Source organism: Variovorax sp. (assembly GCF_965279555.1).
Taxonomy (GTDB): Bacteria; Pseudomonadota; Gammaproteobacteria; order Burkholderiales; family Burkholderiaceae_C; genus Variovorax.
In genome coordinates, this window is sequence record NZ_OZ257247.1 from 4,117,239 (window position 1) to 4,138,370 (window position 21,132).

General features: G+C 68.6%; 20 protein-coding genes. 12 read left to right on the forward strand and 8 right to left on the reverse strand.

Features of this window, described 5'->3' with window-relative positions; all coding sequences use genetic code 11:
- Window positions 1-9: 9 nt before the first annotated feature.
- The gene (gene glmS, locus ACQY8B_RS19390) at window positions 10-1,890 is read right to left on the reverse strand and encodes a glutamine--fructose-6-phosphate transaminase (isomerizing) (protein WP_422088195.1); all 1,881 of its coding nucleotides are present in this window, start codon (window positions 1,888-1,890) and stop codon (window positions 10-12) included.
- Window positions 1,891-2,028: 138 nt separating this feature from the next.
- On the opposite strand from glmS, the gene ACQY8B_RS19395 reads away from it, so the two are divergent.
- Entirely contained in the window at window positions 2,029-2,511 is a 483-nt protein-coding gene (locus ACQY8B_RS19395; RefSeq protein WP_422088196.1) for an Lrp/AsnC family transcriptional regulator, read from the forward strand.
- A gap of 111 nt (window positions 2,512-2,622) precedes the next feature.
- On the opposite strand, the gene glmU is transcribed toward ACQY8B_RS19395, so the two are convergent.
- Window positions 2,623-4,038 carry a bifunctional UDP-N-acetylglucosamine diphosphorylase/glucosamine-1-phosphate N-acetyltransferase GlmU gene (gene glmU, locus ACQY8B_RS19400; protein ID WP_422088197.1) on the reverse strand — a complete coding sequence of 472 codons (1,416 nt, stop codon included), beginning with the start codon at window positions 4,036-4,038 and terminating at the stop codon, window positions 2,623-2,625.
- Window positions 4,039-4,069: 31 nt separating this feature from the next.
- On the opposite strand from glmU, the gene ACQY8B_RS19405 reads away from it, so the two are divergent.
- Window positions 4,070-4,924, forward strand: coding sequence for a DUF6279 family lipoprotein (locus ACQY8B_RS19405; RefSeq protein WP_428744980.1), 855 nt, complete (start codon window positions 4,070-4,072; stop codon window positions 4,922-4,924).
- A 15-nt stretch (window positions 4,925-4,939) separates the two neighbouring features.
- Here the strand turns inward: ACQY8B_RS19405 and ACQY8B_RS19410 are convergent, their stop codons facing one another.
- Complete coding sequence (locus ACQY8B_RS19410; protein ID WP_422088199.1) at window positions 4,940-5,710, reverse strand: Crp/Fnr family transcriptional regulator; 771 nt, start codon at window positions 5,708-5,710, stop codon at window positions 4,940-4,942.
- 90 nt (window positions 5,711-5,800) lie between these two features.
- On the opposite strand from ACQY8B_RS19410, the gene ACQY8B_RS19415 reads away from it, so the two are divergent.
- Window positions 5,801-6,205, forward strand: a complete 405-nt coding sequence (locus ACQY8B_RS19415) for a BLUF domain-containing protein (RefSeq protein ID WP_422088200.1) — start codon at window positions 5,801-5,803, stop codon at window positions 6,203-6,205.
- A gap of 58 nt (window positions 6,206-6,263) precedes the next feature.
- Here the strand turns inward: ACQY8B_RS19415 and ACQY8B_RS19420 are convergent, their stop codons facing one another.
- Window positions 6,264-6,587, reverse strand: a complete 324-nt coding sequence (locus tag ACQY8B_RS19420) for a DUF2917 domain-containing protein (RefSeq protein ID WP_422088201.1) — start codon at window positions 6,585-6,587, stop codon at window positions 6,264-6,266.
- A 174-nt stretch (window positions 6,588-6,761) separates the two neighbouring features.
- Between ACQY8B_RS19420 and ACQY8B_RS19425 the strand changes: the two genes are divergently transcribed.
- Window positions 6,762-7,745, forward strand: a complete 984-nt coding sequence (locus ACQY8B_RS19425) for a LysR substrate-binding domain-containing protein (protein WP_422088202.1) — start codon at window positions 6,762-6,764, stop codon at window positions 7,743-7,745.
- 9 nt (window positions 7,746-7,754) lie between these two features.
- On the opposite strand, the gene ACQY8B_RS19430 is transcribed toward ACQY8B_RS19425, so the two are convergent.
- Window positions 7,755-8,372, reverse strand: a complete 618-nt coding sequence (locus ACQY8B_RS19430; protein WP_081265672.1) for a 5-formyltetrahydrofolate cyclo-ligase — start codon at window positions 8,370-8,372, stop codon at window positions 7,755-7,757.
- Between the two features lie 9 nt (window positions 8,373-8,381).
- Here ACQY8B_RS19430 and ACQY8B_RS19435 point away from each other — a divergent pair, with 9 nt between their 5' ends.
- The 3 genes from ACQY8B_RS19435 (at window position 8,382) to ACQY8B_RS19445 (ending at window position 11,753) form a co-directional block, all read left to right on the forward strand.
- Complete coding sequence (locus ACQY8B_RS19435) at window positions 8,382-10,412, forward strand: transglycosylase SLT domain-containing protein (RefSeq protein WP_422088203.1); 2,031 nt, start codon at window positions 8,382-8,384, stop codon at window positions 10,410-10,412.
- Window positions 10,413-10,422: 10 nt separating this feature from the next.
- Window positions 10,423-10,971, forward strand: a complete 549-nt coding sequence (locus ACQY8B_RS19440; protein ID WP_422088204.1) for an MgtC/SapB family protein — start codon at window positions 10,423-10,425, stop codon at window positions 10,969-10,971.
- Window positions 10,972-11,069: 98 nt separating this feature from the next.
- A complete protein-coding gene (locus ACQY8B_RS19445; protein WP_422088205.1) occupies window positions 11,070-11,753 on the forward strand; it encodes a glutathione S-transferase family protein in 684 nt (227 codons plus the stop codon).
- 21 nt (window positions 11,754-11,774) lie between these two features.
- On the opposite strand, the gene ACQY8B_RS19450 is transcribed toward ACQY8B_RS19445, so the two are convergent.
- Window positions 11,775-12,500, reverse strand: coding sequence for an OmpW/AlkL family protein (locus tag ACQY8B_RS19450; protein ID WP_422088206.1), 726 nt, complete (start codon window positions 12,498-12,500; stop codon window positions 11,775-11,777).
- Between the two features lie 164 nt (window positions 12,501-12,664).
- Here ACQY8B_RS19450 and ACQY8B_RS19455 point away from each other — a divergent pair, with 164 nt between their 5' ends.
- The 4 genes from ACQY8B_RS19455 (at window position 12,665) to otsA (ending at window position 18,176) form a co-directional block, all read left to right on the forward strand.
- Window positions 12,665-13,933, forward strand: a complete 1,269-nt coding sequence (locus ACQY8B_RS19455) for a multifunctional CCA addition/repair protein (protein WP_422088207.1) — start codon at window positions 12,665-12,667, stop codon at window positions 13,931-13,933.
- 76 nt (window positions 13,934-14,009) lie between these two features.
- Window positions 14,010-14,810 (forward strand): trehalose-phosphatase, encoded by an 801-nt coding sequence (gene otsB, locus ACQY8B_RS19460; protein WP_422088208.1) that lies wholly within the window; start codon window positions 14,010-14,012, stop codon window positions 14,808-14,810.
- A complete protein-coding gene (locus ACQY8B_RS19465; RefSeq protein WP_422088209.1) occupies window positions 14,807-16,729 on the forward strand; it encodes a glycoside hydrolase family 15 protein in 1,923 nt (640 codons plus the stop codon). The genes otsB and ACQY8B_RS19465 overlap by 4 nt, the downstream gene beginning before the upstream one ends.
- A 61-nt stretch (window positions 16,730-16,790) precedes the next feature.
- Window positions 16,791-18,176 (forward strand): alpha,alpha-trehalose-phosphate synthase (UDP-forming), encoded by a 1,386-nt coding sequence (gene otsA / locus ACQY8B_RS19470; protein ID WP_422088210.1) that lies wholly within the window; start codon window positions 16,791-16,793, stop codon window positions 18,174-18,176.
- 12 nt (window positions 18,177-18,188) lie between these two features.
- On the opposite strand, the gene ACQY8B_RS19475 is transcribed toward otsA, so the two are convergent.
- On the reverse strand, window positions 18,189-18,527 hold the full coding sequence (locus ACQY8B_RS19475; protein WP_422088211.1) for a hypothetical protein: 339 nt from the start codon (window positions 18,525-18,527) through the stop codon (window positions 18,189-18,191).
- Window positions 18,528-18,709: 182 nt separating this feature from the next.
- Between ACQY8B_RS19475 and ACQY8B_RS19480 the strand changes: the two genes are divergently transcribed.
- Complete coding sequence (locus tag ACQY8B_RS19480; RefSeq protein WP_422088212.1) at window positions 18,710-20,227, forward strand: PLP-dependent aminotransferase family protein; 1,518 nt, start codon at window positions 18,710-18,712, stop codon at window positions 20,225-20,227.
- Here the strand turns inward: ACQY8B_RS19480 and ACQY8B_RS19485 are convergent.
- Window positions 20,200-21,126 (reverse strand): ROK family protein, encoded by a 927-nt coding sequence (locus ACQY8B_RS19485; RefSeq protein WP_422088213.1) that lies wholly within the window; start codon window positions 21,124-21,126, stop codon window positions 20,200-20,202. The two genes, ACQY8B_RS19480 and ACQY8B_RS19485, sit on opposite strands and share 28 nt — an antisense overlap.
- Between the last annotated feature and the right edge of the window lie 6 nt (window positions 21,127-21,132).

The following is a 21,132-nucleotide window of genomic DNA, read 5'->3' on the forward strand; positions in this document are numbered from 1 at the left end:
CCGCTGGCCTCACTCCACCGTCACGCTCTTCGCGAGGTTGCGCGGCTTGTCCACGTCGGTGCCCCGCGCACCCGCCGTGTGATACGCCAGCAGCTGCAGCGGCACCACGTGCAGGATCGGCGAGAGCGCGCCGTAGTGCTCGGGCATGCGGATCACGTGCAGCCCTTCGCTGCTGGTGATCTTCGTGTCGCCGTCGGCCAGCACGTAGAGCACGCCGCCGCGTGCGCGCACTTCCTGCAGGTTGCTCTTGAGCTTTTCGAGCAGCGCGTCGTTGGGCGCCACGGCCACCACGGGCATTTCGCTCGTCACCAGCGCGAGCGGGCCGTGCTTGAGCTCGCCGGCGGCATAGGCCTCGGCGTGGATGTAGGTCACTTCCTTGAGCTTGAGCGCGCCTTCGAGCGCGATCGGATAGTGCAGCCCGCGGCCCAGGAACAGCGCGTGGTCCTTGCGCGCGAAGTCTTCGGCCCAGCCGATGATCTGCGGCTCCAGCGCCAGCACCGACTGCAGCGCGACGGGCAGGTGCCGCATTTCCTTCAGGTAGCGTGCCTCGTCGGCTTCGCTCAGGCGGCCCTTGCTCTGCGCGATGGCGAGCGTCAGCAGGAACAGGCCCGCCAGCTGCGTGGTGAAGGCCTTGGTCGACGCCACGCCGATTTCCACGCCGGCGCGCGTGATGTACGCCAGCTTGCACTCGCGCACCATCGCGCTGGTGGCGACGTTGCAGATGGTCAGCGTCTGCTCCATGCCCAGCGAGCGCGCATGCTTCAGCGCGGCCAGGGTGTCGGCGGTCTCGCCCGACTGGCTGATGGTGACGACCAGCGTCTTCGGGTCGGGCACGGAGTCGCGGTAGCGGTACTCGCTCGCGATCTCGACCTGCGTGGAGATCTTCGCGATGCTCTCCAGCCAGTACTTGGCGGTGCAGCCGCTGTAGTAGCTGGTGCCGCAGGCGAGGATGAGGATCTTGTCGATGTCCTGGAACACGCGGTGCGCGCTGGCGCCCGTGGCGCCGTCCTGCCCGATGCCGTCGAACAGCTCGGGCACGATGCCTTCCACGCCCTCGAGCGTGTCGCCGATGGCGCGCGGCTGCTCGAAGATTTCCTTCTGCATGTAGTGGCGGTACGGGCCCAGTTCGGCCGCGCCGCTGTGGGCGTGCACGGTGCGCACCTGGCGGGTCACCGGCTTGTGGTTCCTGTCGACGATCCAGTACTTGCCCGGCTGCACGTCGACCACGTCGCCTTCTTCCAGGTACACGATCTGGTCGGTCACGCCGGCCAGGGCCATGGCGTCGCTCGCGAGGAAGTTCTCCGCGCCGTCCTTGCCGGCGCCCAGGATCAGCGGCGAGCCCGCGCGCGCGCCGACCACGCGGTGCGGCTCGTCGCGGCAGATCACGGCGATGGCGTAGGCGCCGTGCAGCTGCAGCACCGTGGCCTTGACGGCTTCGAACAGGTCGCCGTCGTAGAGGCTGTCGACCAGGTGGGCGATGACCTCGGTGTCGGTCTGGCTCTCGAACACATAGCCCTTGGCTTCGAGCGCGGCGCGCAGCGGCTCGTGGTTCTCGATGATGCCGTTGTGCACCAGCGCGATGCGGCCCGGGCGTGCGCCCTGCGCACCGGCGCCGGGGCCGTGGCTGAAGTGCGGATGGGCGTTGTGCACGACCGGCGCGCCGTGGGTGGCCCAGCGCGTGTGGGCGATGCCGGTGAGGCCTTCGACCTTCTCGTCGCGCACCTGCGCCACGAGGTCGGCCACGCGCGAGGTGGTGCGCGCCCGCGTCAGGCCGCCGGCATGCACCGCCACGCCGCACGAGTCATAGCCGCGGTACTCGAGCCGCTGAAGGCCCTGGACCAGGACCGGAACGATGTTGCGATGGGACGCTGCCCCGACGATGCCGCACATGGTGATCTGCCTTTGAATGAAGAAGAGGCTCGATGGTAGGAAGGCATTGAAGAAATATGCATTCGAAATTCATTTCATTTCGGACTTTTATTTCTTGTTTTTCCATATTTGGATATTTATTCCATAATTCACTTGAATATGGAATCAATCACCCTGGATTCAACCGACCTGCGCCTGCTGGACGCCCTCCAGCGCGACGCCTCGCAGACCAACCAGCGGCTGGCCGCCGACGTCGGCATTTCCCCGCCCACCTGCCTGCGACGCGTGCAGCGGCTTCGTGAAGAAGGCCTCATCGAGCGCCAGGTCGCGCTGCTGTCGCCCGACCGGCTGGCCACGGTGCTGGGGCACGGGCTGCAGGCGGTGGTGGAAATTTCGCTGGACCGGCAGGACGCCGGCTCGCTGGACGCTTTCGAGACGCGCGTGATCGCCGACGACGCCGTGCAGCAGTGCTGGCGCGTGTCGCCCGGCCCCGACTTCGTGCTGATCGTCGCGGCGCGCGACATGCCGGACTACGGCGCGCTCGCGCAGCGCCTGTTCACGGCCGATGCGAACGTGCGCAACGTCAAGGCCTTCTTCAGCCTCAAGCGCGCCAAGTTCGAGCCCCGTTTGCCGCTGGCGTGACGCCCGGTCCCTTCGCGAAACACCGCGGAACCGGCTTTGCCGGGCCGCAGGTGTTGCCCCCGGTAGGGGGTTGGCGAAGCGACACGAAGTGCGCGCAGCCTGGGGGCGAGCCTATTTTTTGGGGCGCTTCCAGTTCGCAAAGCTGACCTGCTTGGCGCGCGAGACGGTCAGCGCCCCAGGCTCGGTCGACTTGTTGATGGTCGAGCCGCCGCCGATGGTGCCGCCCGCTCCCAGGGTGATGGGCGCGACCAGCACGCAGTTGCTGCCCACGTGCACGTCGTCGCCGATCACGGTGCGGTGCTTGTTGGCGCCGTCGTAGTTGGCGGTGATGGAGCCCGCCCCGTAATTGACGCGCTCGCCCACGGTGGCGTCGCCCAGGTAGGCCAGGTGGTTGGCCTTGGCGCCGGCGGCCAGCGTCGAGTTCTTGACCTCGACGAAGTTGCCGATGTGCACCTCCGCGCCCAGTTGCGCGCCCGGCCGCAGCCGCGCGAACGGGCCGATGAGCGCGCCCGCGCCCACGGTCACGCCGGCCTTCTCGCCTTCGATATGCGTGAATGGATGGATCACTGCGCCGGCCTCGATGCGCGCATTGGCAATGACGCAGTTGGCACCGATGCGCACGCCCTCGCCCAGCGACACCGCGCCTTCGAACACGCAGTTGACGTCGATCTCCACGTCGCCGGCGCAGTCGAGCGTGCCGCGCAGGTCGAAGCGCGCGGGGTCGGCCAGGCGCACGCCCTGCTCCATCAGCGCATTGGCCTGGCGCAGCTGCCAGGCGCGCTCCAGCGCCGCGAGTTGGGCCGGGCTGTTGATGCCGGCCACCTGCAGCGCGTCGGTGGTGATGTGCGCGACCACGGGCACGCCGTCGGCGGCCGCGAGCTTCACCACGTCGGTCAGGTAGTACTCGCCCTGGGCGTTCTTGTTGTCCAGCCGCGCGAGCCAGCCCTTGAGCAGGCGTGCCGGCACGGCCATCACGCCGCTGTAGATCTCGCGCACGGCGCGCTGGGCCTCGGTGGCGTCCTTGTGCTCGACCACGGCGGTCACGTCGCCGGCGGCGGCCGAACGGATCACGCGGCCGTAGCCGGTGGGGTCATCGAATTCGATCGTCAGCAGCGCCAGCTTGCCGCCTGCGCTGGCCGCGACCAGCGCGCGCAGCGTGTCCTCGCCGATGAGCGGCACGTCGCCCGAAAGCACGACCACCGTGCCGTCGTCGGGCAGCAGCGGCGCCGCCTGCAGCACCGCGTGGCCCGTGCCCAGCTGCGGCTCCTGGCGCGCGAAGCGCAGCGTGGCGCCGGCAATGCCGCCGGCCATGGCCGCCTCGACCTCGGCGGCGCCATGGCCCGTGACCACCACCACGTCGCGCGCGCCGATGCGCCCGGCGGTGTCCGTCACATGCGCCAGCAGTGCGTGGCCGGCCAATCGATGCAACACTTTGGGCAGCTTGCTCTTCATGCGCGTGCCCTTGCCGGCGGCCATGATGACGATGTCCACCGGTCCCGGCGTGTGCTGTTGCGGAGTCTGATTCATGCGTTTTTCTTCCCGATTTCGTTGCGCGGCAATGGCGCGGATTATCGGCGTGCTGCTCCTGGCCGCCGCGCTGGGGGCCTGCAGCGCCATCCGGCTGGCCTACAACAACCTGCCCACCGTGAGCTACTGGTGGCTGGACGGCTACCTGGATTTCGACAACGAGCAGGCCCCGAAGGTGCGCGACGAACTCGCCCAGTTGCTGGACTGGCACCGCCAGAACGAGCTGCCGCGCATCGCCTCGCTGCTGCAGGAAGCACAGGCACTGGCGCCCGGCGAGGTGACGCCGGCGCAGGTCTGCGCCATGGCCGATCGCATCCGCGAGCGCCTGCTGGCCGTGGCCGACCGGGCGGAAACCGCCGGCGCCCAGCTTGCGCTGAGCCTGACCGCCGCCCAGCTGCAGCAGCTGGAACGCAAATACGCCAAGAACAACGCCACCTATCGCAAGGAATGGCTCGACCGCACGCCGGCCCAGGTGCAGGAAAAGCGCTACGACCAGTTCCTCGACCGCACCGAGGACTTCTACGGCCGCCTGAGCACCGAGCAGCGCGAGCTGCTGAGACAGCAGGTCGCGCAGTCGGTGTTCGACCCGCGGCTGGCGGACGCCGAGCGCCGCCAGCGCCAGCAGGAAGCGCTGTTGCTGCTGCGCGGCTTTGTCGCCGACAAGCCTTCTGCGGCCGAGGCGCGCGCCGCGCTGCATGCCTATATCCAGCGCGTCGCCGCGCCGCCGCCCGGCCCCTGGCGCGACCAGCAGCAGGCGCTGCTGGAGGAAGGCTGCCGCAACACAGCCGCGCTGCACAACGGCACTACCGCCAGCCAGCGCGCGCAGGCGGTGCGCCGGCTGCAGGCCTACCAGGACGATCTGCGGCAGCTGGTGGCGGCGCGCTGAAGCACCCGGTCCAGTTCAGATCAGCGGCGTAGGCCGCATCGGCCGCTCGAAATAGTCGCCCAGCGTCTCCAGCGCGTGCGGCTCCATGATGCGCAGCCAGCCGGTGTCGATCTTGTAGAACCCGAGCCGCTGCAGCCGCCGCATCGTCTTGTTGGTGTGCACGAGCGACAGCCCCAGCGCATCTGCGATGTGCTGCTGGTTGAACGGAAACTCGACCCAGCCGTCGCGCACCATGCCCACCCGCTCGGCGCGGCGGTACAGGTGCATCAGCAGCATCGCCACGCGCTCGCCGGCGTTGCGCCGGCCGGAGGTGACGAGGTTGTCGTCCACCATCTTTTCCTCGCGCGCGGCGAGCCAGGTGATGTCGTAGCCGAGCTTGGGCTGGGCGTGGAACAGGCCCCAGAGCCGGTCGCGCGAGAAGGCGCACAGCGTGACGTCGGTGACGGCCTCGACGCCGTGCGTCTGGCCGTCGGCAAACTCGTCCTGCAGGCCGATGAAGTCACCGGGCAGGAGAAAGCTCAGGATCTGCCGCCGGCCGTCGCTCAGCGTCTTGTAGCGAAAGGCCCAGCCCGAATAGAGAGTGAAGAGCTGCGAGCTGGGCCGGTGCTCCTCGATGATCGAGTTGCCGGCCTCCACGCGCCGGGCGCCGACGCGGAACGACTGGATGGTCTTGAGTTCTTCCTCGGAGGCCGGAAGAAAGGCGTCGAGCTGGCGCAACGCGCACTGGTCGCATGGATTGATGCCTTGAGGGGGCGCTGCGGCGGCGGGGTAGTCCTCGAATTTCACGCTTTACTATAGGCCGTCCGGCTGTGTCTTTTGACATTTCGGAGCGTCTTTCGCGTCACTAGACTCCGCAGCGCTTTCTCCTGAAGACGCATGACGCAAGACCAGCCACTCTACGAAATCCTCTACTGCAGCACTCTCGTGCAGGAATTTGCGCCCCCGCCGGTGGGCGCCATCGTGGCCCAGGCGCGCGCACGCAACGCCGAGCGGGGCATCACCGGACTGCTGGTTTTCGACGGCTTGCGGTTCTGCCAGCACCTGGAGGGGCCGCGCGAGGCGGTCGAGGCGCTGATGCGGCGGATCGAACGCGACCCGCGCCACATCGACGTCCGCATCGCCTACGAGGGCGCCCTGCGCAACCGGCGCTACACCGGCTTCGGGCTGGGCCTGGCGGAAAGCGAGGGGCCGCACCTGATGTCGGGTGTGCACGCCCTGGAGGGCGAAACCGCCCTGCTGCATTTCCTGGCACTGCGGCCCAGCTTCGACATCAACGGCTGAGGCGCCAAAGAAAAAGGCGGCCGAAGCCGCCTCTCGCCAGCGCAGGGTTGGCCGAGGATCAGGCGTTGTCCCAGCTGTAGGTCGCGCCGTAGCCGTCCCACGCTTCCATGACGATGCGCTGGCCCGCCGCCACCGTGAGTGACTCACCGGGTGCGAGCACCAGGTCTTCGCTGGGGTTGGCGAGCGTGGCGTCGGGGGTGATCCACACGCGGCCCTGCTTGACCCGCAGCACGCTGGTCGAACGCGCCTTCAGGCTCATCGCCTCGCCGGGGGCGATCTGCCAGGCGCCACGGCGCACGGCTGGCGGCACTGCGGCAGCGGCGGTGCGGGCGGGAACGGACAGGGACGAGAGCGATTCGGTGGTGCAGACGGCGGTGGACATGATGAGGACTCCTGGGCTTTGCCGAAGCGCTTGACAGACAGAAGGCAATTGCGCAGTTCGGGAATGAATGATCGTTCCTGGGCCGTTGGCAGTCCAATGAAAAGGAGGTAGCCTACTGATGCCCGTTTCGCATCAATGCATCTGCCCGCCAGATTGCCGCTCGAAGTCATACCCATGCAACATTCGCAAACCCACTTGCGCTCCCGGCCGATCTCGGCCGGGCATCTGCGCGCCTTCGAGGCCGTCGCCCGCCACCTGAATTTCCGCGCCGCCGCCGAGGAAATGGCGCTCACCCAGTCGGCCGTCAGCCGGCAGATCCAGTCGCTGGAAGAAGAAGTGGGCGTGGCGCTGTTCCTGCGCCACACCCGGGCGGTGGAGCTCACCAGCGCCGGCGCGCAGCTGCTGCTGGCGGTGCAGCAGTCGCTGCCGCGCATCGACATGGCTGTGCGTCAAATAAGGCAGAGCGCGGGGCGCAAGAGCGTGTCGCTGACCACCTTTGCCTCGTTCGCGTCGATGTGGCTGATTCCCCGGCTGGAAGCCTTCCAGCGCGACAACCCCGAAATCGACATCCGCATCGACGCCAGCGACGTGGCGGTCGACCTCGAAGTGGCAGACGTCGACATCGCGCTGCGCTACGGCCCGCGCGAGGTCATGCCGGCCGGCGCGGTGCGCCTGTTCGGCGAAACGCTGACGCCGGTGGCCAGCCCCTGGCTGCTGAAGAGCAGCCCGCCCATCAAGACGCCCGCCGACATCACCCGCTTCACGCTGATCGAGGCCGGCGACGCCCACCGCACCCACCTCGAGTGGCTGACCTGGCGCCGCTGGTTCGAGGTGAACGGCCAGGAACGCGCCCAGCCCAAGCGCTGGCTCTATTTCAATTACGCCTACCAGATGGTGCAGGCCGCGCTCACCGGCCAGGGCGTGACGCTGGCGCGCAGCTCGCTGATCGCGGAAAGCCTGGCCAACGGCGACCTGGTCGAGGTGCTGCCGCAGCACCGCATGGACTCGCCGATGGCCTACTGGCTCATCGCCGGCCCGCGCAACGCGCTGCGGCCCGAGATCAAGGCCTTCTGGGACTGGCTGCAGTTGCAGGCCATCACCACGCGCGAAACCATCGGCGAGGTGCCCGACCCGGACACGGTGGACAACCTCGACTGAGCCGGGGGCTCAGCTGGTCGGCCAGACCACGCCGTTGTCGTTCAGGATGGCGTCCAGCGGCAGGTCGTGCGCCTCGGGCTCGAAGTCGTCCAGGAAGCCGTGAGTGAAGCCCAGCCCCACAGTGAACGGCCGCGGCTCCAGCGCCGCCAGCGTGCGGTCGTAGAAGCCGCCGCCGTAGCCCAGCCGGTAGCCGCCGGCGCTGTAGCCCACGCAGGGCACGAATAGCAGGGTCGGCACGATCAGCTCGGTGTCCTTGGGCTTGGGGATGCCGTAGGCGTCTTCTTCCATCTGGCAGCCCGGGTACCAGGCATGGAAGGTCAGGGTCTTGTGAACTTTGTCGATCACCGGCAGTCCGATGCGGCGGCGCTGCGGCTCTTCCATGAGCTCACCGTCCTCCTTCCAGCGGTGCAGAGCGGGCAGCGGATCGAATTCGCCCTTGATCGGCCAGTAGGCGCCGATCACGGTGTCGGGCCGGCCGACCAGCCAGATCCGCATCACGCGCTGCAGGAGATCGGCGCGCGCCAAGCGGTCGGGCATTGCCAGTCGCTGCTCGATCAGTGCTTTTCGCAGCTGATCCTTAAGAAAACTCGCGGTCGCCGAGGTGTCGGCATCCTTTGACTTGTCCATAATCCCCCGATGCAGTTCCCAAGCATTTTGGCATCCAAGCGCCGCCGCCCGCGCGGCGCAACTCCCGCACTCGTTTTTTCCGCTGTCCTGGCCCTCGCCGCGTTGCTCTCGCAGCAACCCGCCGCCGCCCAGAACAACACCAACGACGACGTGCTCATCCAGATGAAGCAGGCCTTCCAGCGCGGCGACAAGGCCCGCCTGTCGGCCCTGCTGCCGCAGGCCCGCGGGCATGCACTGGAACCTTGGGCCGCCTACTGGGAACTCAAGGCGCGCCTGCAGGAAGCCTCGCCCAACGAAGTGCAGGACTTCTTCGCGCGCTACGCCGGCACCTACCAGGAAGACCGCCTGCGCAACGACTGGCTGCTTCTCACCGGCCAGCGCCGCGACTGGGACAACTTCTCCGCCGCCATCGCCGGCTTCCGCATGGGCGACGACGCGCAGGTGCGCTGCTACGCCACGCTGGTCGACACGCTGCGCAGCGGCACCGCCACGCAGGCGCAGGCCGACGAGGTGCGCCGCAACTGGTTCGCACAGAAAGACGCCGACGACGGCTGCCTCACCGCCGCCGACCGCATGGTCGCCGCCCGCCTGATGACGCCGGCCGACGCCTGGAAGAAGGCGCGCCTGGCCATCGAGGCCAATCGCCCGCAGGCCGCGCGCGGCGCGGTCACCATCGCCGCGCCCGACGCGCTGCCGCTGTTCGAGGAGCTGAACGCCAGCTCCGCCAAGTTCCTGGCCGGGCGTGCCTTCGTGGCCGCGAAGTCGCGCAAGGAGCTGGTGGTGCTCGCGCTCATCAAGGTGGCCATCGCCGATCCCGACATGGCCGCATCGCAGCTCGACGGCAAGTGGGGCCCGATGCTCTCTGCCGAAGAGCGCAACTGGCTCTGGGGCACCATCGGCCGCCAGGCAGCGACCAAGCTATCGCCACAGGCCGGCGCCTACTTCGCCAACGTCACGAAGAACAGCGACCTGTCCGACGACATGCTGGGCTGGCGGGTGCGCTCCGCCTTGCGCGCCGGCCAGTGGAAAGACGTGGCGCCCGCCATCAACGCCATGAGCGAAACCGCCCAGCTCGACCCGACCTGGGTCTACTGGAAGGCCCGCGCGCTGGCCAACAGCGGCAGCGAAGAGCGCCGCGCCCAGGCCCGCGAGCTCTACCAGAGCATTGCCGGTTCGCGCGGCTTCTACGAAATGCTGGCGCTCGAGGAACTGGGCCAGCGCACCATGGTGCCCACCCGCCCCGCCCCGCTCACGCCTGAAGAAAAAGCCGCCGCGCGTGCCAACCCGTCGCTGGCCCGCGGCCTCTATGCCATCGCGATCGGCCTGCGCCCCGAAGGCACGCGCGAGTGGAACTACGCCACCAACCTGCACGACAAGGGCGGCATGGACGACCGCGCCCTGCTGGCCGCGGCCGACTTCGCCTGCCAGCGCGAGGTGTGGGACCGCTGCATCAACACCAGCGAGCGCACCAAGGGCGTGGTCGACGTCGATCAGCGCTTTCCCATGCCTTTCCACGACACGGTGCTGCGCAAGAGCCAGGACATCGGCCTCGACCCGGCCTACGTCTACGGCCTGATCCGCCAGGAAAGCCGCTTCATCATGGATGCGCGCTCAGGCGTCGGCGCTTCGGGCCTGATGCAGGTCATGCCCGCCACCGCGCGCTGGACCGCCCGCAAGATCGGCCTGACCGACTTCTCGCCCAACCAGATCAACGACCGCGAGACCAACATCACCATCGGCACCAACTACCTGAAGCTGGCGCTCGACGACTTCGACGGTTCCATGGCCCTGGCCGCCGCTGCCTACAACGCCGGCCCGGGCCGCCCGCGCAACTGGCGCAACGGCCCGGTGCTCGACGCCGCCATCTGGGCCGAGAACGTGCCCTTCAGCGAAACGCGCGACTACGTGAAGAAGGTGCTGGCCAACACCACCAACTACGCCGCCATCATCAGCGGCCGGCCGCAGTCGCTGAAGGAGCGCCTGGGCCGTGTCGGCCCGCGCGACGCCGCCGAGCCCGAACCGAACAAGGACCTGCCTTGAGGCGCTCGGCATGAGCTGGCGCGACGAGGTCCTTGACACCATCGTGTCCGAATTCTCGGACGTGACCGATGTGGCGCAGCTCACGCGCATCGTGCTGCGCCTCACGCTGGCCGCCGCGCTGGGCTTCCTGCTCGGCTTCGAGCGCGAGCAGGCGGGCAAGGCGGCCGGCGTTCGCACGCACATGCTGGTGGCCATCGGCTCGGCGATGTTCGTGCTGATACCGCAGCAGACCGGCATCGTGCCGGCCGACATGAGCCGGGTGATCCAGGGGCTGGTGGCGGGCGTGGGCTTCCTGTGCGCTGGCACCATCCTCAAGCAAGGCAAGGACGAGAGCCACGTGCAGGGCCTGACCACCGCCGCCGGGCTGTGGATGACGGCCGCCATCGGCATGGCCTGCGGCCTCGGGCGCGAAGCCACCGCGCTGCTGAGCGCGCTGCTGGCGCTGGCGGTGCTGTCGCTGGTGCCGCGCCTCGTGGGGCTCATCGAGCGTGCAGTCGGCCCGAAGGACAGCACCGCGCCACGCGTGATTGCCTCGGTCGACGACACGCCCGGCCGCTGAAGGCGCCGGCGCATCAATTCGCGCCGCGTTCGTCATCAATCGCGCCGCGACGCGCGGCTAGCATTTAAAACTTTGCACTCAACGCCCGGGAGGCTCTCATGCGCAAGCTCTACATCGGCAACAAGAACTACTCGTCCTGGTCCATGCGGCCCTGGGTGCTGATGAAGCAGGCCGGCATTCCCTTCGAGGAAGTGATGGTGCGCTTCGACTCCTTCGAAGCCGATTCGAAGTTCAAGAGCGTCATCGCCGCCATCAACCCGGTGGCCAAGGTGCCCGTGCTGGTCGACGGCGACCTGGCGATCTGGGACACGCTGGCCATCGCCGAGTACCTGGCCGAGACCTTCCCTGAAAAGCAGCTGTGGCCCCGCGACGCGGCCGACCGGGCACGCGCCCGCAGCGTCTGCGCCGAAATGCACTCGGGCTTCGGCGGCTTGCGCGGCCATTGCGGAATGAATCTGGAAGCCTCGCTGCCCGAAGTGGGCGCGCGGCTGATGAAGGAAGAGCCCACGGTCGCCAGCGACCTCGCGCGCATCGTGCAGATGTGGAGCGGCCTGCTCGATGCACATGGCGGCCCCATGCTGTTCGGCGAGTTCGGCATCGCCGACGCCTACTTCGCGCCCGTCGGCACGCGCATCAAGACCTACGGGTTGCCGGTGCCACCGCACATCACGGCCTACATCGAGCGTGTGCAGGCATTGCCGGGCGTCAAGGCCTGGATCGACGGCGGACTGGCGGAGAAGGATTTCCTGCAGTTCGAGGAGCCTTACCGCACGGGGCGGTAAGGTCCTCGCAGAGGATGGCGGTCAGAACCGGTAGGTGGCCGCTAAATAAGTGACGATCGGGTTCAGCTTCAGGCTGGCCTGGCTCGTGGCCACCGGCAGGCCGGTGATCGAGGTGGTCGTCAGCTTGGCCGTGGTCTTCAGCGGGATGTACGACACCGAGAACGAGACGCCCCAGTGCTTGTCGAACTGGTAAGCCACGCCGGCGTTCAGCACGGGCGCGAACTTGCTGTCGAGCTTGGCCGTGGTGTTCACGCCGAAGGGCGACACGCCGAACTGCTGGGCCAGAGCGCCCTGCAGGTTCGACGTGAGATTCACGTCGCTGTACCAGACGTAGGTCGCGCCCAGGCCCACGAACGGACGGAACGCCGAGTTGGCGTCATTGAAGAAATACTTGCCCAGGATGGTCGGGCTCCACTGGCGGGCCTCGCCCAGCTGGCCGACGCGGGCCAGGGTGCCGGTGCCGTTCAGCTTGAACTTCGGCGGTATGCCGAAAACGCCTTCCACGGCCCAGTTGCTGTCGAGGAAATAGGTGGCATTGAAACCCAGGGTGTCGGAGTCGCTCACGCTGGCACCCGAGCCGGGCAGCACCGCCGGGATCGGGGAGGTCACGGTCAGCGGCTTGCTCGAATCCTGCGGCGACAGGTGAAACCAGCCCGTGCCGATGACCCAGTCGCCCGCCTGCTGCGCCATCGCGCTGCCGGACGCCAGGGCGCCCAGAGCCGCCAACGCAAACACTGTTTTCTTCATGATGTGAAAGCTCCTTTGATTGAGAAATCCCTCTGCGAAGCGCAGCCTCGGCTTGTAGCCGCCGCTGACATTTGCCCGCCGGACGAATGGTGGCCCGCTCCGCGCCGGAAATTATCGAACGACCGTTCTATTTTTGAGGTACGGAGTATCCCTACACTGCATTCATGAAAATTTTTCTCGTTGGCGGTGCGGTGCGCGACCGGCTGCTAGGCCGGCCGGTGTCCGACCACGACTGGCTGGTGGTCGGCGCCACGCCCGAAGCCATGGTGGCCCGCGGCTACCTGCCCGTGGGGCGCGACTTTCCGGTGTTCCTGCACCCTGAAACGCGCGAGGAATACGCGCTGGCCCGCACCGAGCGCAAGAGCGCGCCCGGCTACCGCGGCTTCACCGTGCATGCCGCGCCCGACGTCACGCTGGAACAAGACCTCGCGCGCCGCGACCTGACGGTCAACGCCATCGCGCTGCCCGCCGAACTGGTGAATGCCGACGGCAGCTTCGACCCCACGTCCGATACGCTGGCCGACCCCTTCCACGGCCAGCGCGACCTGCGCGACAAGGTGCTGCGCCACGTGACCGACGCCTTCCGCGAAGACCCGGTGCGCATCCTGCGCGTGGCGCGTTTCGCAGCGCGCTTCCACGACTTCGGCGTCGCCCCCCAGACCATGGCGCTGATGCGCGAGATGGTGGCGGCCGGCGAGGTCGATGCGCTGGTGCCCGAGCGCGTGTGGCAGGAGCTGTCTCGCGGCCTCGCGGAAACACGGCCTTCACGCATGTTCGAGGTGCTGCGCGACTGCGGCGCGCTGGCCGTGCTGCTGCCCGAGGTCGACCGGCTCTGGGGCGTGCCGCAGCGTGCCGAGCACCACCCCGAGGTCGACACCGGCGTGCACCTGATGATGGTGCTCGACACCGCCGCGCGGCTGCAGGCTTCTCTGCCGGTGCGCTTCGCCTGCCTGATGCACGACCTGGGCAAGGGCACCACGCCGGCCGACGTATTGCCGCGCCACACCGGCCACGAGAAGCGCAGCGTCGAGTTGCTGCAGCAGGTGTGCGAACGCTGGCGCGTGCCAGTGGACATCCGCGAACTGGCCGAGGTGGTGGCGCGCGAGCACGGCCACATCCACGGCAGCGGCTCGCTCGATGCGGCGGAGCTGGTGCGCCTGCTGGAGCGCTGCGACGCCTTCCGCAAGCCCGCGCGCTTTGCCGAGGCGCTGCTGGCCTGCGAGTGCGACGCGCGCGGCCGGCTCGGCTTCGAGGACACGGCCTATCCGCAACGCCCAAGGCTGCTGGCGGTGCTGGCCATCGCGGCGGCCGTGCCCACCGACGTGGTGGCGCGCGCCGCCCAGCAGGCGGGCGCCACCGGCCCGAAGATCGGCGAGGCGATCCACCAGGCCCGGGTGGAGGCTGTGGCGGCCGCGGCGGCATCGCCGGGCTGAAAGCGCCCAAGGCCCTGCTGCACAGCCGGCTTTGGCCGACACGGGAGGCGGGTCGCCCGTGCTATGGTTTTTCCCAATGCCAAAGTCCTCCAGCAACTTGCAGTTGCCTCCTCCGCTGGGCCGGGATGCAGCCCTCTTTCTCGACTTCGACGGAACGCTGGTCGGGCTTGCGCCCACGCCTGAAGCCATCGAGATCCCGCCGGCCCTCGTTCCTCTCCTGAGCGACCTGCGCGACCAGCTCGACGGCGCGCTTGCCGTCGTGTCGGGCCGCCAGATCGACTCCATCGACCGCTTCCTGGCGCCGCTGCGCCTGCCGGCGGCCGGCGAGCACGGCGTGCAGCGCCGCGACGCCAAGGGCCACATGCAGGAGCAGCGCCCGCCCGACCTTGCGTCCATCCTCGACATCGCCAACGAACTCGCGCGCGTGCATGAAGGCCTGCTGGTGGAGCGCAAGCATGCCGCCATCGCCCTGCATTACCGGCTAGCGCCGCAACTCGAGGCGGTGTGCCGCGACGCCATGTCGCGCGCCATCGCGCACGACCCGCAGCTCGAACTCATGCACGGCAAGTTCGTGTTCGAAGTGAAGCCCGCTGGCGTCAACAAGGGCATTGCCATCAATGCCTTCATGGAAGAGGCGCCGTTCGCCGGGCGTACGCCCGTGTTCCTTGGCGACGACACCACCGACGAGAGCGGCTTCGCGGTGGTGCAGCCGCGCGGCGGCATCGGCGTGAAGGTGGGCTCGGGCCCCAGCCTGGCGCTGCACCGGCTCGAATCGCCGCGCGCAGTGTACGAATGGCTGGTGCGGGCACGCGACATGCTGGTAGCGCCCGCGGCAGGCAAGACAACAGACACTGAATCCCCGAGGAACCCCGGATGAGCGAACAGCAACTATCGACGGCCCCCGAAGCGCACGCCGGCGCAGCCCTGGCAGGCTCGGCCGGACCCGACGACCGCGCACCGGTCGACATCAAGGCCGCCGCCGCCCCCGGACCGCGCAGCTTCGCGCCGCCGGCCGAGCCCTCGCTCGATGTCGGCGTGATCGGCAACTGCGCCTACAGCGCGCTCATCGATGCGCGCGGACGCGCCGTGTGGTGCTGCCTGCCGCGATTCGACGGCGACCCGGTCTTCAATGCGCTGCTGCACCCGGGCGAAGAAGCCGGCGCCTGGAGCATCGACATCGAGGACTTCGCCGAAGCCAGGCAGTGGTACGAGCCGAACACCGCCGTGCTGCGCACGCAGCTCTTCGACAGCGCGGGCCAGGGCATCGAGATCACCGACTTCGCGCCGCGCTTCTACAGCCGCTCGCGCTACTTCCGCCCGCTGATGCTGGTGCGCCGCGTGCGGCCCATTGCCGGTGCGCCGCGCATCCGCGTGTCGCTCGATCCGCGTTTCCAGTGGGGTGCATCGGCGCCGGTGGAGGTCACGCGCGGCAGCAACCACATCCGCTACGTGGGACCCGACCTCACGCTGCGGCTGAACACCGACGCCTCGATCTCGCACATCCTCTCGCGCCAGCCCTTCGTGATCTCGCGCGAATACAACTTCATGTTCGGCGTGGACGAGACGCTGCTCGACGGCATTGCCGACACCGCGCGCAAGTTCGAGCAGGAGACCATCGCCTACTGGCGCACCTGGACCAAGCGCCTGGCGATTCCCTTCGAGTACCAGGACGCGGTGATCCGCGCGGCCATCACGCTCAAGCTCTCGCTGTATGAAGACACCGGCGCCATCGTCGCCGCCATGACCACCAGCATTCCCGAGGCGCCGGGCAGCCAGCGCAACTGGGACTACCGCTACTGCTGGCTGCGCGACGCCTTCTTCGTGGTGCGCGCGCTCAATTCGCTGAGCGAAGTGGGCACCATGGAAGACTACCTGCGCTGGCTGGGCAACGTGGTTATCGGCTCGCACGGCGAGCACATCCAGCCGCTGTACGGCATCGGGCTGGAGCGCGAACTGCCCGAATCCTTCGTCGACGGCCTGCCGGGCTATCGCGGCATGGGCCCGGTGCGCGTGGGCAACCAGGCGCAAGAACACTTTCAGCACGACGTGTACGGCAACATCGTGCTCGGCGCGGCGCAGGCCTTCCACGACCACCGGCTGCTCAGCCGCGCGGGGCTGGCGGAGTTTCCGCACCTCGAGGCGGTGGGCGAACAGGCGGTGCGCGTGTACGGCACGCCAGATGCCGGCATGTGGGAGCTGCGCACGCGCGCACGCGTGCACACCAGCTCGGCGCTGATGAGCTGGGCCGCCTGCGACCGGCTCAGCAAGATCGCCCGCGCGCTGAATCTGCCCGAGCGCGCCGCCTACTGGCACGGCCACGCCGCGCGCATGAAGGAAGAGATCCTCACCAAGTCGTGGTGCGAGGAACGCCAGGCCTTTGCCGAGAGCTTCGGCGGGCACGAGCTGGACGCGAGCATCCTGCTGATGGTGGAGGTGGGCCTGATCGACGCGCGCGACCCGCGCTTCATATCCACCGTCGACGCCATGGAAAAGTCATTGTGCGACGGCCCCTACATGCGCCGCTACGAGGCCGCCGACGACTTCGGCAAGCCCGAGACCGCCTTCAACATCTGCACTTTCTGGCGCATCGATGCGCTCGCCAAGATCGGCCGCAAGGCCGAGGCGCGGCAGATCTTCGAGACCATGCTCGCCGCGCGCAACCCGCTGGGCCTGCTGTCGGAAGACACGCATCCGGTCACCGGCGAGATGTGGGGCAACTTTCCGCAGACCTATTCGATGGTCGGGATCATCAATGCGGCCGTGCGCCTGTCCGCGCCGTGGGACTCCGCCATATGAACGCCCCCCGGCTTTTCACTTGCTGCGCTCGTGTAACTCCACCCCCCGAGGGGGCGGCGCCATGAGCCGCCTCGTCGTCATATCGAACCGCGTGGCTGACCCACGCAAGCCGGCGGCCGGCGGCCTGGCCGTGGCGCTGGGCGAGAGCCTGCAGCAAAGCGGCGGCCTGTGGTTCGGCTGGAGCGGGCAGATCATCGAAGGCGGGCCGACCGGCGAAGGCGAACTGCACCGGCAGCAGGCCGGCAAGGTCACGCTAGCCACCATCGACCTGAGCCGCGAGGACCACGACAGCTACTACCTCGGCTACAGCAACGACGTGCTCTGGCCGGTGTTCCACAACCGGCTCGACCTGGCGCACTTCGACGCCGGCTTCATCGGCGGCTACCGGCGCGTGAACCAGCTGTTCGCGCGCAAGCTGCTGCCGCTGCTGAAGGAAGACGACATCATCTGGGTGCACGACTACCACCTGATACCGCTGGCGGCCGAACTGCGCGCGATGGGCTGCAAGCAGCGCATCGGTTTCTTCCTGCACATTCCGCTGCCGCCGCAGATCATCATCGCGGCCATTCCGCAGCACGAGTGGCTGATGCGCTCGCTGTTCGCCTACGACCTGATCGGCTTCCAGGCCCAGCAGGACGTGCAGCACTTCGAGCACTACGTGCGCAACGAGGCGCGCGGCCAGTACCTGGGCGACGACATGTACCGCGCCTACGGGCAGACGGTGCGCTGCAGCGCGTTCCCTATCGGCATCGACGTGGACGAGTTCGCCGCGCTCACGCATGCGAAGGAATCGCGCGACATGTACGACACCATGAAGCGCGAGTATTCGCAGCGCCGGCTGCTGCTGGGCATCGACCGGCTCGACTACTCCAAGGGCATTCCGCAGCGCGTGCGCGCGTTCCGCGAGCTGCTGGCCCACTACCCGGAGAACCGGCGCAGCGCGACGCTGATACAGATCGCCTCGCCCACGCGCGAGACGGTCGACGCCTACGGCGACATCCGCCGCGAGCTCGAGTCGCTGTGCGGCGCCATCAACGGCGACTACGGCGAACTCGACTGGATGCCGGTGCGCTACATCCACCGCATGGTGGCGCGCAAGCGCGTGCCGGGGCTGTGCCGCGCGGCCGCCGTGGGGCTGGTGACGCCGCTGCGCGACGGCATGAACCTGGTGGCCAAGGAATACATCGCCGCGCAAGACCCGGCCGACCCCGGCGTGCTGGTGCTGTCGCGCTTTGCCGGCGCGGCCGAGCAGCTGAAAGAGGCGCTGCTGGTGAACCCGTACGACACGCACGGCACGGCGGAAACCGTGCAGCAGGCGCTGCACATGCCGCTGGAAGAACGGCGCGAGCGGCACCAGAAGCTGCTGTCGCGCATCCGCGACCAGGACATCCACTGGTGGCGCCGCACCTTCCTGGATGCGCTGCGCGAGGTGGACAGCGAACGCTAGCCGGCGGGCGCTTCAGCCCGTCAGCAGGCGCATGAGCCGCATCACCGGGCGCAGCTCGGGATCGGCCGGCGCCGGCACATGGGGCAGGTACGGCGCGTGGATGCGCAGCGACACCGGCGCATGCAGCGCCGTCACCTCGATCCAGCCGCCGCGCTCCAGCCGATGGACATCGCCTTCGGCCAGCATCGCCTCGGTCATGAACAGCGTCTCGCCGAACCAGCTCGGCGGCGACAGCATGCGGGCACGGCCCTCTACCACTTGCAGCCATGCGCCGGCGTCGACGGCGGTGCGCAAGGATTGGCCCGGCTCCATGGTGACGGTGTCGGGTGCGGGATTGACTGTGAGGGTCATTGGCGTGCCTTCGGAAAGAGCGGTGGTCGGGCATCGATCGTAGGAATTCGGCTGCCCGAAAAACAGGCACACGCCCTGGCTATTGCAGCCATAACAGCCGCCGTGCCAGCGCATCTGTTATGGTGGTTTTCCCGAGCAACTGCATCTGTTTTCCTATGCCCGATCGGGGGAACATCAGCCCCATGGACTCGCTACCGCTCTACCGCCAGCTTGCCGCGCACTACGTGGATGCGATCCACACCGGCTCGCTCAAGCAGGGCGACAAGCTGCCGTCGCTGCGCAGCCTGATGCGGCTGCACGACATCAGCCTGTCGACCGCGCTTCAGCTCTGCCGCGCGATGGAGAGCGACGGCTGGGTCGAGGCGCGCGACCGCTCCGGCTACTTCGTGCGGCGGCCGCAGCGCCTGGCCATCGCGCCGATGGAGGAACCGGTGGCCGACGTGCCGCCCGACCCCGCGCAGTTCGTCAGCATGCGCGAGCGCATGGCCAACTTCATGGCGCGCGGGCGGCATACGGGCGTCAAGCTCAACTTCGCCATCGCCCGCGCGGCACCGGAGCTGTACCCGGCCGAGGCGCTGCGCAATTCGATGACGCGCGCACTGCGCCAGCGGCCAGAGCTGCTGACCACAGCCTCGTCGCAAAAGGGCCACCTGCAGTTCCGCGAAGCCGTGGCGCAGCGCAACCTGCGCATCGGCATGACGGTGGCGCCAGACGAGGTGCTCGTCACCAACGGCTGCATCGAGGCGCTGAACCTCGCGCTGCGTGCCATCGCCAAGCCGGGCGACACGGTGGCCGTGGAGTCGCCCACCTTCTACGGCCTGCTGCAGGTGCTCGAAAGCCTGGGCATGCGCGCGCTCGAGATCCCGACCAGCCCGCAGACCGGCATCTCCATCGAGGCGCTGGAGCTGGCCATCCAGACCTACGACGACATCAAGGCCGTGGTGGTGGTGCCGCACCTGCAGAACCCCATCGGCAGCGTGATGCCCGACGCCCACAAGCAGCGGCTGGTGCACCTGTGCGAAGGCCACGGCATCGCGCTGGTCGAGGACGACACCTACAGCGACCTGGTCGAGAGCGACACGCCGCTGCGCGCGCTGAAGTCATGGGACCGCACGGGCAACGTGATCTATTGCGCCTCGCTGCACAAGGTGCTGGCGCCGGGGCTGCGGCTGGGCTGGATCACCGCCGGGCGCTGGCATGCGCAGGTGGAAATGCTCAAGTACGCGCAGACCCGCAACAACGAGGCGCTGGCGCAAATAGCGGCGGGCGAGTTCATCGCGGGCGGCGCCTACGACCGCCACCTGCGCCGGCTGCGCGAGCGGCTGCACGTGCAGCGCGACCAGACGGCGGACGCCATCGCCCGGTATTTTCCGCAGGGCACGCGGCTGAACCTGCCGCGCGGCGGGCTGCAGCTGTGGGTGGAGCTGCCGCAGCGGCTGTCATCGGTCTCGGTGTTCGACGCGGCGCTGCGCGAGCACATGCTGGTGGCGCCGGGCGCGCAGTTCTCGAACTCGCCGCGCTTCGACCACTACCTGCGCATCAACTGCGGCTGGCCGTATTCAGACGCGGTCGATGCCGGGCTGCGCCGGCTGGGTGCCATCGTGGCCGAGGGCTGCGGCATGGCGCCGCCGGCCACGCCCGAGCGGCGCAAGGCGCCTTCTTCTTCCTCAGCTCAGTCGAGCAGCGCCAGGGCCGCGTAGTCGCCGACCTTGTCGCCGAGACCGGCGGGCACCAGCAGCACGCCGCGCGTCAGCGGCAGCAGCCTGCCGTCGATCTGCGCCTGCAGGCGCGGCAGCACGAAGTCGCTGTTGTGCGAGAACACACTGCCGCCCAGGCTGATGCGCTGCAGGTCGAGCGTGATGACCATGTTGTAGAGCATCCGGCCGACGATGCGGCACAGCGCCTCGGCCGTCTCGAGGGCCTTCGGCTCTCCCGCCGCGGCGGCGCTGAAAAGTTCGGCCGCCGATTGGCCGAAGCGGTGCTCGATCGAGCTGCCGCTCACCAGCGCCTCGACGTCTCCGTAGTTGCCGCAGCCGCAGAGTGCGCCGCTGGCATCGTCGACCACGAAGCTGTGGCCCGCGTGGCCGGCGTTGCCGTTCTTGCCGCGCAGCGCCCGGCCATCGACGCACAGGCCCACGCCCACGCCGGTGCTCCAGGTGGCGTAGGCGCAGTTGTCCAGGCCCTTCAGCGCGCCCCAGTGGCGCTCGGCTTCGAGCGCGGCGACGGCGTCGTTCTCGACGCGCACGCTGCCGAAGCGCTTGACCAGCGGCGCTTCGATGATGGCGGTCATCCAGGAATTGGGCAGCCCGCGCGAGGGGCCGGCGATGCCGCCGCAGATGTTGGGCGTGGCAAGTTCGACCAGGCCGTCGCGCAATTCGAACGGACCGGTGGACGACACCCCCACCCGGTCGACCGTGGCCGGATCGACGCCCTGCTCCGCGCACACATCTTCGATCATGCGGATGATCTGCAGCGCCACCGCGTCGTTGTCGCCCGTCTTGGCGGTCGGCTCGCTGCGGCGGCCGACCAGCGGCGTGTCGCTCGAGGGGGAAAGGCTCACGGCCACCTTGGTGCCACCGATGTCTACGCAGGCTCTCATTGCGGG